Source organism: Cylindrospermum stagnale PCC 7417 (assembly GCF_000317535.1).
Classification (GTDB): Bacteria; Cyanobacteriota; Cyanobacteriia; order Cyanobacteriales; family Nostocaceae; genus Cylindrospermum; species Cylindrospermum stagnale.
This window is the reverse complement of sequence record NC_019757.1, coordinates 5,450,560-5,467,275: the sequence shown is the minus strand read 5'-3', so window position 1 is coordinate 5,467,275 and position 16,716 is coordinate 5,450,560. Positions and strand designations below refer to the sequence as shown.

Here is a 16,716-nt window from a genome sequence, read left to right as displayed (position 1 = left end):
CCGCTATAGGCAATTGTCTATTAGTTATCCACACCCGTCGTTAAAATCTTCCACACATGAAGTAGAAATACTCCTAATCCTATTGTTACTCTAGTTCCATAGCATTGAGGAAATTGAGAAATGTTAAAAGTATTTGCTGACCGTGGCGGAACATTCACAGATATTATTGTTGTGACGAATAATCAGGCAATTATAGATAGACTCTCAAAGCATACAGAACGTTTTTTGATTGTTCCTCTTCCTAACCAAGAATGGGTTATTGTCTACAAATTACTTTCAGAGAATCCGGAACAATATCAAGATGCAGTTATCCAAGGCATTAGGGATATTATGAGTCTTTCAAGCAATGAACCCATTCCCTATACAGAAATACAAGTAGTCAAAATGGGAACAACAGTAGCAACGAATGCCCTGTTAGAAAGACATGGCGAACGCGTTGTACTCATCATCACCAAAGGCTTCAAAGATGCGTTGCGAATTGGTTATCAAAACCGCCCTAATATATTCGCCCGTCAGATTATCTTACCCACGATGCTTTATGAACAAGTAATTGAGGTTTCAGAACGTTATGATGCCAAAGGAAATGAATTAAACCCTGTAAATGTAGAACAAGTTAAAAAAGACCTACAAGCAGTTTACAACACAGGAATTCGTAGTTGTGCTATTGTTTTTATGCACAGCGATCGCTATTCCTCCCACGAACAAGAAGTAGCCCAATTCGCCAAAGAAATCGGATTTACGCAGATATCTGTATCCCATCAAGTTAGTCCTTTAATGAAATTGGTTAGTCGAGGAGACACAGCAGTAATAGATGCTTATTTAACTCCTATTTTGCGTCGCTATGTCAACCAAGTAGCTAGTCAGTTACCCAATGTCAGATTAATGTTCATGAAATCTGATGGCGGCTTAACAGATGCCGAACAATTTCAGGGAAAAGATAGCATTTTAAGCGGACCGGCTGGCGGTATTGTTGGCGCAGTACAAACTAGCAAAAGAGCAGGTTTTGACTTAGTTATTACTTTCGATATGGGTGGAACAAGTACAGATGTAGCCCATTTTAAAGGAGAGTATGAACGTCAATTAGATGCCGAAATTGCTGGGGCGCGGATGCGAGTTCCTGTATTGGCGATTAATACTATTGCTGCTGGCGGTGGTTCAATTCTATTTTTTGATGGTTCTAGTTATCGTGTTGGGCCAGAATCCGCTGGTTCAAATCCTGGTCCAGCTTGTTATCGACATGGCGGGCCGTTAGCGGTCACAGATGCCAATGTCATGTTAGGCAAAATTCACCCCCAATATTTTCCTTCTGTGTTTGGGACTGATGGTAACTTACCTCTAGATAAAGAGATTGTCATTCAAAAATTTACCCAACTAGCTCAAGATATTGCATTAGTCACAGGAAATCATCGTACTCCTGAACAAGTTGCAGCTGGATTTATTGCCATTGCTGTAGAAAATATGGCAAATGCGATTAAAAAAATTAGTTTGCAACGGGGTTATGATGTCACCCAATATGTCCTTTGCTGTTTTGGCGGTGCAGGCGGACAAGTTGCCTGTTTAATTGCCGATACTTTAGGGATGAAAAAGATATTTCTTCACCCATATGCTGGAGTTCTCTCCGCTTATGGAATGGGATTAGCTGACATTCGAGCGACAAGAGTTGGGGGAGTAGAACAGCCTTTAAATCAAGCATTGATTCCACAATTAATGCAGCTGATGGAGTCTTTAGAAACCCAAGCTAGAAGCGAACTAAGTCAAGATGAAAGTAGTGGTCAAGAAAACATAATTCAAAAACTGAATTTAAAATATGAGGGAACTAATTCTACTTTTAGCATTGATTTTGATTCAGATGTGACGGCGATGCAAACAGCATTTGCAGATGAACATAAATCTCGTTACGGTTTCATTCAGTCAGAAAAAACCTTGATTGTGGAATCTATTTCAGTAGAACTAATTCAGAAAATGGAGACTCCTGAAGAACCTTTAATTACTTATAACCGTCCTGTGAAACAAGCAATTCAACCTGTTGAAATAGTCAAGATATTTACTGCTGATAAATGGCATGATACGCCAGTTTATCGCCGGGAAGATTTACAGCCGGGAGATTGGATCAACGGTGCTGCCATCATTGTCGAAAAAATTAGCACAATTATAGTTGAACCTAACTGGCAAGCAATATTAAATCAGCGTAATCATTTGGTTTTAAAACGTCCATGTTAAGTAACGAAAATATTCCTATTGGATTCAAACTATTTTGTGCAACACCAGAGCTTAGAATCAGGTACTTTGCACAAGCGAACTGTTGTGTCATCATCTTCTTACTACCATTTATTGTCCTTTTTATGGGACATATTTTCCTCTTGTTTTTCACGTTGTACGAAATTCTGAATATTGGTATTGTGCCAGTAATGCAGGAAATATTGCAGAAAATTACAGAGTACTGGATATTCCCCTTTAGTTTTTTACTATTAGGTGTTGCTACATCTCATGCTCTATGGATAACTTTTGGAATTACGGAGTTTTTAGCGGTTGATGATTCATTAATTGTGATTAAACGTTTATTGTGGATGTCTAAAGACCAAGAAGTTACTAGGATGAATATCCAATACTTCCAACAAGTTAAAGATGGAGGTGAAGGAGAGGACTCATTTCCATCGTGGGGTTTAGAATTGATCACAAATCAAAAAAAATATGATGGAAATATTTCTATTCCATCCTGGATTCCAGAAAGCACAATCAATGGGATGATTTATAAGAAAATTATTCTGCTAGATAAGCAGTCAATTGAAAAAAGCGATTGGTTAGGTACTGTACTAGCAGATTTTTACAAAGTTGAATTTCATTCCTCTGAAAAACGGCAATAGTACTAAGTCCCGACGACTAGAAGTTGTGGCTATAATTCTGCAAGCCAAGCCAGAGCCAGCAATTACTCATTCCCCTGGACATATGTTTATTAGTAATTTGCAGGATGAGTCTCTTACTTTTTAGGGTGTTATTTCACAAATTCAAATATCAAACAGGAGTCAAAAATGTACAATACATCTCAACCCGACCCCGTCCGCTTAGAAATCTTCAAAAACCTCTATCAATTTATCGCTGAACAAATGGGGATTGTTCTACAAAATACGGCAGCATCGGTAAACATCAAAGAACGCTTAGATTTCTCCTGCGCTGTTTTTGACTCTTCTGGATTATTAGTCGCTAATGCTCCCCATATTCCCGTGCATTTAGGTTCAATGAGTGAAAGTGTTCGGAGTTTAATTGATAATAAAGGCGACACTATAAAACCAGGAAATGTGTATCTATCTAATAATCCTTATAACGGCGGAACACATCTTCCTGATGTCACAGCAATTACCCCTGTGTTTCTGAATAATAATGAAAACACTTTAGGCTCCAGTCCCCTATTTTATGTTGCTGCTCGCGGACACCAAGCGGATATTGGCGGCGTTACTCCCGGTTCCATGCCCCCTCATAGTACTACGGTAGAAGAGGAAGGAATTATATTTGATAATTTTCTCCTAGTTGAGCAGGGAAATTTTCGGGAAATAGCAGTCCGAGAGTTACTGTTAAATCATCCTTATCCTGCTCGTAACCCCGATCAAAATGTCGCTGATTTTAATGCACAAATTGCCGCCAATGAACGAGGAGTGCAAGAACTCCGTAAAATGGTTTCCCAATACGGACTCCAGACAGTGCAAGCTTACATGAAATTTGTCCAAGATAATGCCGAGGAGTCAGTTAGAAGGGCAATTGATGTTCTCAAGGATGGCTCATTTATTTATGAAATGGATAGCGGCGCTTTAATTCAAGTTAAAGTGACGATTAATCGAGAAAATCGCAGTGCAATTATTGATTTTACTGGCACATCTGGGCAACTAAACAGTAACTTTAATGCTCCCAAAGCTGTAACTCAAGCAGCAGTTTTATACGTCTTCCGTACTCTAGTTGATGATAGTATTCCCCTCAATGCCGGGTGTCTTAAACCTTTAGAAATTATCATTCCTGAAGGCTGTATGCTCAACCCAACCTACCCAGCAGCAGTGGTAGCAGGTAATGTAGAGACATCTCAAACCATTGTTGATGCTTTATATGGTGCTTTGGGTGCGATCGCTGCTTCTCAGGGAACGATGAATAATTTTACTTTCGGTAATCAGCGTTATCAATATTATGAAACCATCTGCGGTGGTTCTGGCGCAGGGGCTAACTTTGATGGTACTGATGCAGTCCAAACCCACATGACCAACTCCCGCTTGACCGACCCAGAAATTTTAGAAACTCGTTATCCTGTACAAGTAGAGAGCTTTTGTCTGCGTGCCGATAGCGGGGGTAAAGGAAAATATTTAGGTGGTAACGGGGTGATTCGCCGCATCAAGTTTCTTGAACCCATGACAGCTAACATTCTTTCTGGTCATCGCCGTGTCCCTCCCTTTGGATTAAATGGTGGGGAAGCAGGACTTGTCGGACGCAACTGGATACAGCGTCAAGATGGAACACAAGAGAATTTAGACAGCACAGCAACAGTCGAGATGCTATCTGGAGATGTTTTTGTGATAGAAACTCCTGGTGGAGGAGGATTTGGTTCAATCCATAATTCACCTTGAGCCAGGGGAATAAAGATAATCCTGATCATCATTCCCCTCATCCTCAATCAAAGCCAAGGTGAAGTCGGCAACGGACTCAATATTCAGATATTATCGCATCTGTTTTAGAGTATCAACCTGCTTAGTAAATACCTCAGTAAACAAACTCATCACTGTTCGTTCTTCGCGGACTTTAATATTGGCACTAATCGACATACCCGACTGCAAATCGATATTTTTACCCTGAATCGTTAGAGATTGACTATCCAATTTGATTCTGGCAGGAAATCGATAAAACTGATGGTTTTGGTCTGGGGGTAATGCGTCTGAACCGATGCTCAGAACTTGTCCTTTAATATCGCCAAACTCGCTGTAAGGAAAAGAGTCAATCCTCACATCAACTTTCATATCTTTCTTCACGAAACCAATATCTTTGTTAGTAATGAAAACTTCAGCAATATAGTTTTCATTGGGGACAATTTGCAGCAGCTTTTGGGTAGGGTTTGCTACATATCCTATGTTTTTTGCTTGTAAATCAAAAACTGTCCCCCCTACAGGAGCGCGAACTTCTTGATATTTAACATTCAACTGTGTTTGAGATATTTTGCTATTGACATCTGCCAATTGCTGTTCATTCCCCAGAATAATCTTCATGAATTGGCTATCAATCTCGGCAATGCCCTTTTTATTATCAGCTATCTTTTCTGAAATGCCTTTATCAGAAAAAGCTACTGTATTGGTTAACTGTTGACGTCCTCTAGCAATATCAAACTGGATGCGTTGCCCTTCCTCTACTAATTGTGCTACTTCTGCCGTGAGGTTTTGTACCTGTTGTAGCTGGTTAAGATATTGGAGCTTAGAAATGCCCCCTTCTTCTGCCAATACTTTAAGTTTACCTAAAATCTGCTCTTGGATGGCTAAACTGGCTCGAGTATCTTGCAGTTTTATTTGAGTTTGAGAAAGTTGTTTTTTAGTTTTTTCAACTTCTAACTGTGCCGCAGCAGCACGAGAGTCTAATTCCCTTTGGGCAATTTGTAGACGTTGTTGTTCATCAAACCCCAGTCCAGTACCCCCATTTGAGGTTCTTAATTCAGTCCGCAACAATTCATTTTCTGCAACTAATGCTGCCCGACTTTTTAGAAGAAAAGCAGTTTCTGCTGGCAAGTTACCACGCAAAAAATTAGATTCAGATTGAATAGCAAAACTTGCCGCCATCAAGCGGCGATAAATATTGTTTTCTCTAATTAAACCAATGCGAATCTGATTTAAAGAACGTAATTCTGCTAGGGTGGCGATCGGCTCAAAACTTAGTAGTAAATCTCCTGGTTTTACTTGTTGTCCATCTTTCACATAAACTTCTTTCACGACTCCACTAATAGGAGCTTGAACGTCTTTAACTGTTCCTTCTGGCTTTAATTGACCTACTGCTGGTATTACTTGCTCGATTTTAGCAATACAAGCCCAAGCAATTCCAAAACAGGCTAACCCCATCAGGGTGAGCATAATTGTCCGCGACCAAACAGGAGATTGGCGTAAGACAACAGATTGCTCAAAGTTATCATCGTTGAAGTTAATTAAAGGCTTTTTAGCAGCGTTTCCTGGAGATGGAAGGGAGCGCAAATCTTGCTTGAATTCGTTGGTGTGCTTTCCATTCTGATGATTGCCGTTGAGGTGGTTACCATTAAGTTGAGCCATATCGATTTTGGATTTTAGATTTTGAATTGAAACTTAGTAATTGGTTATTGTGCTTATGTTGATAGACGAATCTTGTAAAGTAAATTTTGGCTAAGAGAAAATACATATTTGTTGCAAAATTTCAAACATCACTTTTACAAGTCCTGATTTACTACCCCATAGAACCTGCATTAATATCTAATTATCAGTGATGTAGCTGTACCATCTTCAATCCCATTCTTACCTGGGTTGACAGCGGCAATTTCTTTCTGTTTTTTTGCTGTGGTGTCGTGGGATTTCGACGATGTAGTTGTTCTGTGCTTTCTACTGTACATTTATTCAATCCTCTGGTGACTTTTAACAAATTATGATTAATTACAAATTCACTTCTTGTTGTTGATACAGATAATAGTAATGACCTTTGCCAGCCATTAATTCTTGGTGGGTTCCTTGTTCTATCACCCTGCTATTGTCCATGACGACAATGATGTCTGCATTACTAACGGTGTTGAGTCTGTGGGTGATAAAAAAGACTGTACTATCTTTAAATGCTTGGGCTAAATTAAGGCAGATTTGGCGCTCGGTGGGATAGTCTAGAGCGCTGGTTGCTTCATCTAACACTAATAATTTTGGTCGTTGCAAAACAGAACGTGCGATCGCAATTCTCTGTCTTTGTCCTCCGGAAAGGGCTGCACCTCGTTCACCCACGCGCGTATTGTAACCGTTGGGCAAATTCATGATAAATTCGTGAGCAGCGGCAATCTGAGCGGCTTCGATGATTTCATCAGTTGTGGCATCGGGATTCGTCAGGGCGATATTATCCTGAACGGTGCCGTCAAATAATAATGTCTCTTGGGGAACGATGCCAATTTGCCGGCGCAGTGAATAAAGTTCAACTTTAGAAATGTCGTAACCATCAACCAAAATTCTCCCAGACTCAGTTTCATAAAGCCTGAGCAGTAATTTCATCAGCGTACTTTTGCCTGAGCCGCTTTGTCCGACAATACCAATAAATTTACCTGCGGGAAAATCGAGGTTGACATTGCAAAGTTGCAAAGGGCCACTCGTGGCAAATCGGAAGGAAACATTGTCATACTTTACAGCACCGACAATTGCAGGTAAGGGAATGTTATCGCGGTCTGTTTCTGCTTCTTGTGGGGTATCAACAATATCGCTTAAACGCTCTAGAGATAACCCAGTTTCTTGGAAGGTTTGCCAGAGTTGAGCCAAGCGTAATATCGGGCTAGTGACGTAACCAGATATAATCCGAAAGGCGATTAATTCACCTAGGGTTAAATCTCCTTGCAGTACTAGATAAGCTCCTGCCCATAAAACCATTAAGCTGCTGAGTTTGTTGAGAAAATTACTGGCTGAATTGGCGAGAGTAGAAGTGGCAACGGTTTTAAAACCAGCCGCCACAAAACGAGCATAACGCTGTTGCCAGGAAAAGCGCGATCGCAATTCGATATTTTGCGCTTTTACTGTTTGAATGCCTGACATGACCTCAACTAAATAAGATTGAGTTTCGGCATTGCGTTCAGCTTTGGTGCGTAACTGTCGGCTGATGGTGGGAGCGGCAATTAAAGTGACCAGTACAAATAAGGGAATCGTGCCTAAACCTACCAGGGTGAGTTGCCAACTGTAAAACAGCATCACGATGATATAAACCACCGAGAAGAGGGCATCTAACACCACTGTTAAGGCAGTACCGGTGAGAAATTGACGGATATTTTCTAATTCATTGATGCGAGTGGCCAGTTCACCCACTGGACGCCGTTCAAAATAGCGCAGCGGTAGCCGGAGTAAGTGGTCGATAATTTGCGACCCCAAACCCATATCAATGCGGTTGGTAGTATCGACAAATAAATAAGTTCGTAAGGTGGTTAAAACTGCTTCAAATAGTCCAACTACTAATAGTAAAATTCCCAAAATATGTAGGGTACTAATACTATTTTGAGCGATAACTTTATCAATAATTAACTGGACAACTAGGGGGTTAGCTAATGCTGCCAATTGGACAAAAAAGGAAGCAATAAAGACTTCTATCAGGACTCGACGGTGCTGTGATAGATAAGGAAGAAACCACCGTAAGCCGAAGCGCTCCTGGGGTGTTTCTTTGGTTGCAGTCAGCAGTAATACCCTTATTTGTGGTGGAAGATTAGTTTCATCAACTTCTAATTGGGCAATTAGTTGAGCGGGTTTGCAGTACACAATGCCTTTAGATGGCACACCGACGACAACACTATTTGCATCTGCTGCATATAAAACAGCAAAACTCTCACCATAGCGAATTAATGCTGGTGTCGGCAGCCGCGTCACTGAGGTTGTGGGGATATCTACTAACTGTGATTTGAGTCCAATTAACTCTGCTAGGTAAGCACAAAGTTGGAAAGATATATTACCTTGGCGCTTTGTTTGCTCAGTTAAAATGCGCCGCACTACTTCCCGACGAAAGGGCATGTCCAAGTGCTTTGTGAGCATTTGGAAACAGGCCAGAGTGGCATTTAATTCTCCCTTACCGGGGAAAAATGGGTATTTTTGGCGTTTTTGTCTACTCTTTGGCAGCTCATCGGGATTTGATTGGGGGGTTTCTGCTGCTGGTGCGTAGGGTATATCTAACTCGTCTGCTATTTGTGATTTGGTGTTGTTGAGTTGCAGTTCTCCGTGATCACTATCTAGCAAGAATAAATCTGAGGGATGTACACTAAGCAACCGTGCTGGACTGTTGCCTGTGACTTCGATTGTTGCTCTAGCATCGCTTGCTTCTAAGCGAGAACCGGGGGGAAAATTGGTTACTGGACTGCCGCCGCTGACAAACCAGATTCTGTCACTTGCCAGTTGCTTAAAGGAAGTTCTTCCGGGGGGGAGGTAATGGATTTTTGTATTTAATAGTGCTCTTTGGGCGAGTTCTTTGAAGTCGATACTGGCATTAGCTTGCTGTGCTAATTGGGGGCTGAGAACATCGAAAACTTCTGCTAAATGACTATTGTTTTGGCGGGCATTGGCAAAAGCTGGGTAGGCAGAGAGAAAGCGTAAATAGCCGGTTGCATTCAATGTTAAACAGATTACTTCTGTGGAGGCGATCGCAGTTTCGCAGGCAACTTGGCGCAATAACCCAATCTCGCCGATAATTGCCCCTGGTTGCAGCTTGTTTAAGGTAATTGGTAGTTGGGTTTGGGGGTGGTATCCCAACAGCCGCACTTGTCCTTCATAAAGGATGACTATTTGTTCGGGGAGTTGTTCTTTACTGATGATTTTTTGACCGAGGCGGTAGCGCCATGCTTGTATTTGTGCTGATAAATTGGCGATCGCTTCATCTGGTAATTGATCAAATCCCTCAATCGTGGCGAGAAATTCGGGAAAAGCCGTCTTAATATAAGTCATGCCTAATTGGGTTAATAAGTTTATTTAAGGAGATCGGGCATTGCTAATTGTGCTTTCGTGCGTCATTTATTATGCCCAATACTCACTCTTTGTTTAAACAGTTGCAATATCTGGGGGTTAAAGAAGCCAATTTTGAGACGCCATCTCTGTTTGCAGCCAAGTACTAAAGCGTTCATTCAGTAACCGCTGACGCATTGAGCGGTCTAATTGAGCTGGTAGTAGCTTTTCTAGGCGAACGATGACAATCCAGTCTCCTATTTGAGTCGGCGGTACAAGTTGCTGCGGTTGGCTGATAGATAATATCTTCGCTAAAACTGGATGGATGGTTTGCAATTCCACTGGACCAATTAAACCATCTGTTTGGGACTCAGGCCCTTGAGCATATTCCCGTGCTAGTTGGGCAAAGGACTGTTCACCTTCTTGAATGCGGAAGTAGATTTCTTGGGAAATACCAACATCATTCGTGCTAATCAGGGAATAGATCGCCCTAGACAACTGAGATTTCCGTTGGAAAAAGTAAGCGTCTATATCCCCTCCCCAAGCTGTTTCTTTGAACTTCTCCAGTTTTAATTGGCGGATCGCGATCTGCTGTAACTGCTGCGGACTCATAGCCGGCTGTTGTCGCCCTTGATATTGTTGGGCTAATTGTTCACAGGCGAGCTTTTCTTCTTGTGGCGTTGACTCAATTTGTGCGATCGCTTGGTCGATGATCATCTCTTTTACTAATAGCGGCAGGATTTGGTAGTCTGCCAGCAACGGCAAAACCTCTGTCTTCGTCATTGTCCGTAGACGCGCGGCAGCTTGTTGGCAGACATCGCCCAATTGCAAAACTGGATTCATATCATTTGTACTCAGTGTTGCCACTGTTATAATTTATCTGGCTTCAAAAAAATAATAGAAATCGGTTGAGATTAAGTTATCTGCTGGTCGAGGTCACATAGCTATATCACAACCTTATTCTAAGTATTATCCGTTGTATATTTCTAAACACATAATAATGATCACCTAAAAAATTATACTTGCCCTTGTTAAACTTATTAACAAGAGTTTTCATAATTCATAGATGTAAAACAAAAATATCACAAATTAGTAACATTGCAAATATCCGGAAATATTAAAAAAACTTTCAAAATGAAAATTTATTTTCTACCTGCCTTTAAGTAACACTAATAGGGAGACAGAGAGATGGTAAAGTGCCCAACCTAGGTGAACGCGAACAACGTGCCAGAGGCCATGGCATGCGTGACTTGTCGTCCTGTTACAAACCATTACAAAACGACATTTGTCTGAGCTAAAAAACGTCCAAAATTCATCTCTACTGGTCTAGTTGTAGAAACCCCTGATTTTTCATCAGGGGAAGATCAAAAAGTTAATAGACTAAGCAAGACTCAAATTGGCTCTGATAATGAAATCATTGAAATCTTGATCACCACCATTTAGCAGATCCTCAAAACCAAAGACGTTATCCCCTAACAGGCGAATATGATCAGATTTATCTGCATTAGCGCCTAAGAATGGGAAGTAAACGGCTGGATCATTATTTAGATCACTATCAAGAACGGCATCAGGTCTGCCATTAACGATAATAAACGGAGCGAAGATGAAACCCGGCTGAAAAGTTCCGCTAAAAGTTGCAGTACCTTGATTATTTACCGTTAATTCAATACCCGCTACACGTCCACTCACCGCTGCTTGAGTATAACCAGCCTGTCCAGGGAGAATATCTGCCTGACCATCAGCATTGATATCAATACCACCATTCTCATCACTCACCTGATAGAAACCGACAAAGTTGTTAAAAGCAGCTTCTCTGTTGACCACAAAATCAGCCTTCACCTGAGTTGTGACATCTCGCAAATCAATCAATTCGCCCTGTAAATTATCTTGCAGATTCGTACCCAGAATTAAAGATTGATTTGTAGCTTTAATCTCCACCACTAAATTTTCAAAGTCTGCAACACTGTTATTAGATCCGTCTTTCCAAGCCAAAGAAAACCCATCATCACCCAAATCGGTAATATTTTGGTTTGAAGGGTCAGCAAATAATATATCTGTAGTTGGGGATACTTTAGCCTGTACAGCATCAGTTGAACTGCCTTTGACCAAATAAAATCTCAGGTTAGCACCAGAGTTCAATTCCAGTACCCTTGTGAGATTATCAGCATTAAACCCATTAGGCAAATTGGCAATAGCGGAGAAAATTACCTTGGCTCGGTCTAAAGCGGCTTCAGTGTAACCTGCGGCACCGGGACTAATTCCGTTAATCCTACCTTGAGCATCATCCACAGTGAAACATCCTAGTTCATTCACCGCATTAGCACTACTGCCTGTGAGAGTGACTTGGAATTTGGCTTTAATGCTGTCACCTTTGATAGTAAAGATATCGTTGTCAGCATTCTTTGTCAGGGTGGTTGGTATATTGAGGTCATTGACATTGATTGCTAACAATTTCTCAAAAGAGAGTCCACTTTGGTCAGTGCTGCTAACCAGAATATTGTAAATTGACTTAGTTTCAAAATCTGGGGAATTTTTTATTTTCAGAATATTACCATCAATGATGAAGGCGTCATTATCAGTTGCGGTTGTCCCAGAAACAAAGTTGTAAATGAAAGTGTTATCTTCGTCGGGGTCACTGGTGATAAATGTACCGACAATTGTCTCGGCTGGGACATTCTCGTTGATACTAATGGCGCTCAATGACAAATTAGTCGGGGCACTATTTGCAGACAAATTAAACCTAGCCACACTGGGGTCATGGTCACTATCTTGGTCAGCAAACTCGGAGTTGATGTGAACCACATCATACCCATCCAGCTTGTTGAGCAAGTTGTTACTGACTAAAATGTGGTCAAGAGTCTGGGCATTGCCTTCAAAATTGTAGGTGTAACGCTCGTTTGCAGGTAGAGTTTCAATTAAGGTGTTCAGTCCAGCGCTTTCTAGTGTGCTCAGGGGATGAGAAAACTCAAAATCATTTAAGTCACCCATCACCACCACATTGGCGTTGGGGTTAATTGCCAAAATGCTTTCGACAAAGTTTTTCACCACCGTTGCTTGCTGGTTGCGTTGCGTTTCACTGGTGAGAGTTGGTGATTGATTCGGCCCATATAAAGGTTGGTCACCACCTTTAGAATTAAAGTGGTTGCCAATCACATAGACAGTCTGACCGTTGAAAGTAAATTCACCAACTAAGGGTTTGCGGCTGTTGTCGAAAGCGGAGTTAGTGGGGTCAATGCGTCCGGGACTCGCCGAAAGGGTGGGAACACCATTGACATTGGTGACTGTGGTGTTAGATGTGGAAGTGCCGCCAGCATGGTCTACAAAGCTGACGCGACTGGGATTAAACAAGAAACCTTGACGAATATTTCCCCCAGGTTCCCCACCGTCTTGATCATCTACTGGGTTAATTTGTCGATATTGATAGGTGGGGCCGCCCGCTGCAACAATGGCATCAATCAACTTCTGGTAGGTTGCACTAGCATCTACCAAACTATTATTTGTCGCCCCATTGTTGTCTTGAATTTCTTCCAGAGTAATGATATCTGGTGATTTCAGGTTATTCACAATCCGGTTAGCTAAGTTGTTAAACTTAGTTGCACTCTCACCGGGGTGAAGATTTTCTACGTTAAATGTGGCAACAGTGAGTTGATTTGTTGTGGGAGTTAGGTTGGTGACTTCTCGTTGCAAACCGCCAGAGGTGACGCTGGGTAAAGCTTGGGTATTCAACAGCTTGAAGTTGCTAAAGCTGTAGTCAATCACTCCTGTAATCGAGCCATTGAACTGATCACCGACATTAACTTGGGGTTCATTGGTGATAATTGCATCATCAATGATGATGCGTTCTGGGTTAAAGTCACCAGGTTGAATGATAATCCCACCACGAGCCGTGCGGAGACCTGCATTGACGCCGTTATCGGCTAATACCGGAATTTCGCCAAAACTATTCGTTGGCCCCACTGCTACAGCATTATTTACCTGAACGAGCATTCCTTCTAAACTTTCGTAGAAGTCAATTCCATCCTCAGATGGGTCAAATGTGCCGCTAGTGGCAACGTTGCCAGTGGCATCATTTTCAATGGTTGTTGTGGGGATGGCCCGGCCGCCGTTGCCGAGGATCGTGGCTGTTGGCAAAGGGTTTCCACTGGATAGGGTGACAATTGTCGGGCTAGTAATTTCTGTGGTGGTTAAGTTGTTAGTACTACCACCAGGGAGAAACTCTGTAACCGTGCCACTGACTTTAACTGAGTCTCCCACTTGCACGGTTGGTGCTGATGAGGTGAAGACAAAAATCGCCTCGGATGTGGCATCATTACTATCTGGGTTGGGGTCTTGGAGGTAGAAACCGTTGCTGCGGATAACGGTGACAATACCGGAGACGTTATTCACTGTCTGATTTTCTAGGGGAGAACGGTGTGCGGCACCTTGAATGTCACTAATGCGAGTTGGCGGATTTACTTGATAGACGGTGACGGTTTTGCTGACTTCGTTGGACAAGATGAGCAAGTTTTTGCCGTTTGGGCTGTCGTTAGCAGCGATAAAACTGATGCCTTCAGGGGCTTGGTCTCCTGGTTGCGCGGGGGAATACTCGATAAACTGCGGTTTTTGCGGATTGGTAATTTCATAGACCATGACTCCGCCAACTCGTTCTAAACCGATGAAGGCGTAAGTTCGATGATTGACGATACCGATTGTGACGCCTTCTGGTTCTGGGCCTTTGTTATCGCTGCGGGTGTCGATACTGCCAGCAATACCATCAGAATTGAAGAGATTGGGGACTTGTTGAGCGGTAATTTTTTCAAAGTCTGCACCGCTGTTGTAGACTAAAGTTCCTTGGTCGTCCCAAATGGTGAAGGAGCGAGTTCCGTAGGCGTAAAGGCGATCGTAATCGCCGTCACCATCGATATCACCATCAATATTTGAAACCGTGAGCCGACCGAGGTTAGCATCTTGTTTGAGTGTGGCGGCATTGGGAAAAATTGTCGGGTCGAGATTTAAATCTTTTACCCGTGCTTCTTCGTTGCGGGCGTCTCCTTCGTTAGCTGTAACGTAGTAGGTGCGATTATTGGCGGTAAAAGAAGCGATCGCATCGGGCATATACATCCCGAAGACTGGTTGGTTTTTGATGTTGATGCCATCTTTATCGCTGGGGTCTAGTTCGTTTCCTGGCAAACTATGGTCAACTAAACCCAAGGGGATAATTTTGCTGACTGTGGCTGTGGCAATATCGATCACGGCGATCGCATTATTTTCTTGCAATGTTACCCAAGCTTGTGTCCCATCCTGGGAAAAAGTAATATATTCTGGTTCCACATCTTGAGAAACAGTTTTACCAGGAAAGATGCGAACGCCTTGACGAATCAATGCAGCTTCTTGACCATCAAAGCTGGTAAAGCTAGCGGTGGCTACAGTCGCAGCCGCTGCCCCTTGGGAAACATCAATAATGCTCACAGAACCGACAGGATCACCGGTGCTAGTGGGTTGTCCTTCATTAGCGGTGAGTACTTTGCTGCCATCGGGACTAAATGTCACCATGTCAGGAAGTACCCCAACAGTCACGGCTTTAATGAAGGTGCCATCGGTGTTATAGAAAACAACGTTGCCGGGGTCATTGGCATTAGTGGCTTCAATCGCGATCGCCACTAAACCGTTTTTGACAGCGACGCTGTTGGCACTGATACCGTAGGCAGAGAGATTAATCGTTGAAAATACTGTCGGGTTGGTGGGGTCACTGAAATTGATAATTTGAATATTTGCCGTACCATCCACCACGAATAGTCGCTGGGAAATCGGATCATAAGCAGTAATCTCGGCCCCACTACCACCAAAGCCACCAATTTTTATCAGAACTTTGCCCTCACCCCCATCACTATCAGTGATGGTGATGTTTTGAGAAATGGTGCTACCGAGTGTCATACCTGCCGATGGGCTGCTGATGGTGAGAGTTGCAGTTTCTGTGCCCTCAACTACAGCATCATCCACAACTGTAAAGGTGACAGAACCTATGGTGGAACCGCTAGGAATTGTCATGGTGTTGTTGCTGAGGGTGTAATCTCCTGGGGTGATGCCTGTTCCTGTCACAGCCAAGTTTACAGTTTGATCACCTGAAACCGCGCTGGAGGTAGTAGCGGTGACGGAGATTGCTGTGGTGCCGGCTTCGGTTCCTGCGTTGGTGCTGACTGATAAGTTGACTGTGGGAGTGGGAGTTACACCTGCGATCGCAAAGTTAGTGGTATTGGGAACGGTTGGATCATAGTTACCATTAACGCTATCGACTGTCCAATTGCTGAGGTTGTTAACCAGCGGTTTGTAATTGGCAAAACTGCCCTCTCCACTGCGCGAACCATTGTACTCACCATAGTCAGCGCTACTATTGAGCAAAATTGAATTAGCCCCAATAGTTAGACCCGCTGTAGTTAAATCAGTTGTCCCTTGTGGAGTCGTATCATTTGAAACTCCTGCTAAAAATACAGTTGGACTGGCAGCATTATTGCCAAGATAAGCATAAACAGTTTCATTACTTCCACTGAGACCGTAGTTAGAACTACCAGACACGGTAACCCGGCTAAATGTACCAATTGACGCTGCTAAATTGGTAGCACTATCAATTGCACTAAAGCGAATGACATTACCAGCAGCAATTGTATTAGCGCCTGAGTTCCACTGAAAATAAGACTCCCCAGTGTTAAAAGCCGTCAGGCTAGTAGCTTCGTTATCGCTGAAGTAAATGATCGTATTCGGGGCTATGTCTACAAACGTGACAATAGACCAACCATCCTCATCAGCATTGAAGGAGGTAAAAGCAATATCCCCTTGTGTCAAAACCATAATCTAGTGTCTCCTGGTAATTAATTAATAGTGAAATTTGTCTTGGTAGCTGTGGCGATCTTCCCAACTAAAATCAAAATTTTAGAGATGAATTTTGATTTTTAAATTTTTCCAAGCAAAACAACATCAATGGTGAAGATATACCTTGCTGTTAGGGCGATTGGAATAAAAGTTTGAGTATCTGAGGAATGTATTTTGTACACCATCGCCCAAGATATTTATTCTAGAAAACAGCAGCATTATTTACTTGGTA

At 42.4% G+C, this 16,716-nt stretch carries 8 protein-coding genes; 3 read left to right on the top strand and 5 right to left on the bottom strand.

All coding sequences use genetic code 11. The annotated features are described in order from the left end of the window. The first annotated feature begins 120 nt into the window (after positions 1-120). From CYLST_RS22830 to CYLST_RS22820, 3 genes are all read left to right on the top strand, one after another. Positions 121-2,220 (top strand): hydantoinase/oxoprolinase family protein, encoded by a 2,100-nt coding sequence (locus CYLST_RS22830; protein WP_015210106.1) that lies wholly within the window; start codon positions 121-123, stop codon positions 2,218-2,220. Further along, positions 2,214-2,864 (top strand): hypothetical protein, encoded by a 651-nt coding sequence (locus CYLST_RS22825; RefSeq protein WP_015210105.1) that lies wholly within the window; start codon positions 2,214-2,216, stop codon positions 2,862-2,864. The genes CYLST_RS22830 and CYLST_RS22825 overlap by 7 nt, the downstream gene beginning before the upstream one ends. A 165-nt stretch (positions 2,865-3,029) precedes the next feature. Then, positions 3,030-4,604 carry a hydantoinase B/oxoprolinase family protein gene (locus CYLST_RS22820; RefSeq protein ID WP_015210104.1) on the top strand — a complete coding sequence of 525 codons (1,575 nt, stop codon included), beginning with the start codon at positions 3,030-3,032 and terminating at the stop codon, positions 4,602-4,604. A gap of 90 nt (positions 4,605-4,694) precedes the next feature. On the opposite strand, the gene CYLST_RS22815 is transcribed toward CYLST_RS22820, so the two are convergent. The 5 genes from CYLST_RS22815 to CYLST_RS35575 all read right to left on the bottom strand — a co-directional run bounded on the left by CYLST_RS22815 (position 4,695) and on the right by CYLST_RS35575 (position 16,463). After that, a complete protein-coding gene (locus CYLST_RS22815) occupies positions 4,695-6,278 on the bottom strand; it encodes a beta-barrel domain-containing protein (RefSeq protein WP_015210103.1) in 1,584 nt (527 codons plus the stop codon). Between the two features lie 170 nt (positions 6,279-6,448). After that, positions 6,449-6,592, bottom strand: a complete 144-nt coding sequence (locus tag CYLST_RS34805) for a hypothetical protein (protein WP_015210102.1) — start codon at positions 6,590-6,592, stop codon at positions 6,449-6,451. A gap of 40 nt (positions 6,593-6,632) precedes the next feature. Continuing rightward, complete coding sequence (locus CYLST_RS22810; protein ID WP_015210101.1) at positions 6,633-9,641, bottom strand: peptidase domain-containing ABC transporter; 3,009 nt, start codon at positions 9,639-9,641, stop codon at positions 6,633-6,635. 117 nt (positions 9,642-9,758) lie between these two features. Beyond that, the gene (locus CYLST_RS22805) at positions 9,759-10,481 is read right to left on the bottom strand and encodes a peptidylprolyl isomerase (protein WP_015210100.1); all 723 of its coding nucleotides are present in this window, start codon (positions 10,479-10,481) and stop codon (positions 9,759-9,761) included. Between the two features lie 537 nt (positions 10,482-11,018). Then, positions 11,019-16,463, bottom strand: a complete 5,445-nt coding sequence (locus CYLST_RS35575; RefSeq protein WP_015210099.1) for a choice-of-anchor I family protein — start codon at positions 16,461-16,463, stop codon at positions 11,019-11,021. Between the last annotated feature and the right edge of the window lie 253 nt (positions 16,464-16,716).

Bases quoted from the DNA above. Each gene is read 5' to 3' on its own strand.
- CYLST_RS22830 (WP_015210106.1), top strand. From the start codon at position 121: ATGTTAAAAGTATTTGCTGACCGTGGCGGAACATTCACAGATATTATT.
- CYLST_RS22825 (WP_015210105.1), top strand. From the start codon at position 2,214: ATGTTAAGTAACGAAAATATTCCTATTGGATTCAAACTATTTTGTGCA.
- CYLST_RS22820 (WP_015210104.1), top strand. From the start codon at position 3,030: ATGTACAATACATCTCAACCCGACCCCGTCCGCTTAGAAATCTTCAAA.
- CYLST_RS22815 (WP_015210103.1), bottom strand. From the start codon at position 6,278: ATGGCTCAACTTAATGGTAACCACCTCAACGGCAATCATCAGAATGGA.
- CYLST_RS34805 (WP_015210102.1), bottom strand. From the start codon at position 6,592: ATGTACAGTAGAAAGCACAGAACAACTACATCGTCGAAATCCCACGAC.
- CYLST_RS22810 (WP_015210101.1), bottom strand. From the start codon at position 9,641: ATGACTTATATTAAGACGGCTTTTCCCGAATTTCTCGCCACGATTGAG.
- CYLST_RS22805 (WP_015210100.1), bottom strand. From the start codon at position 10,481: ATGAATCCAGTTTTGCAATTGGGCGATGTCTGCCAACAAGCTGCCGCG.
- CYLST_RS35575 (WP_015210099.1), bottom strand. From the start codon at position 16,463: ATGGTTTTGACACAAGGGGATATTGCTTTTACCTCCTTCAATGCTGAT.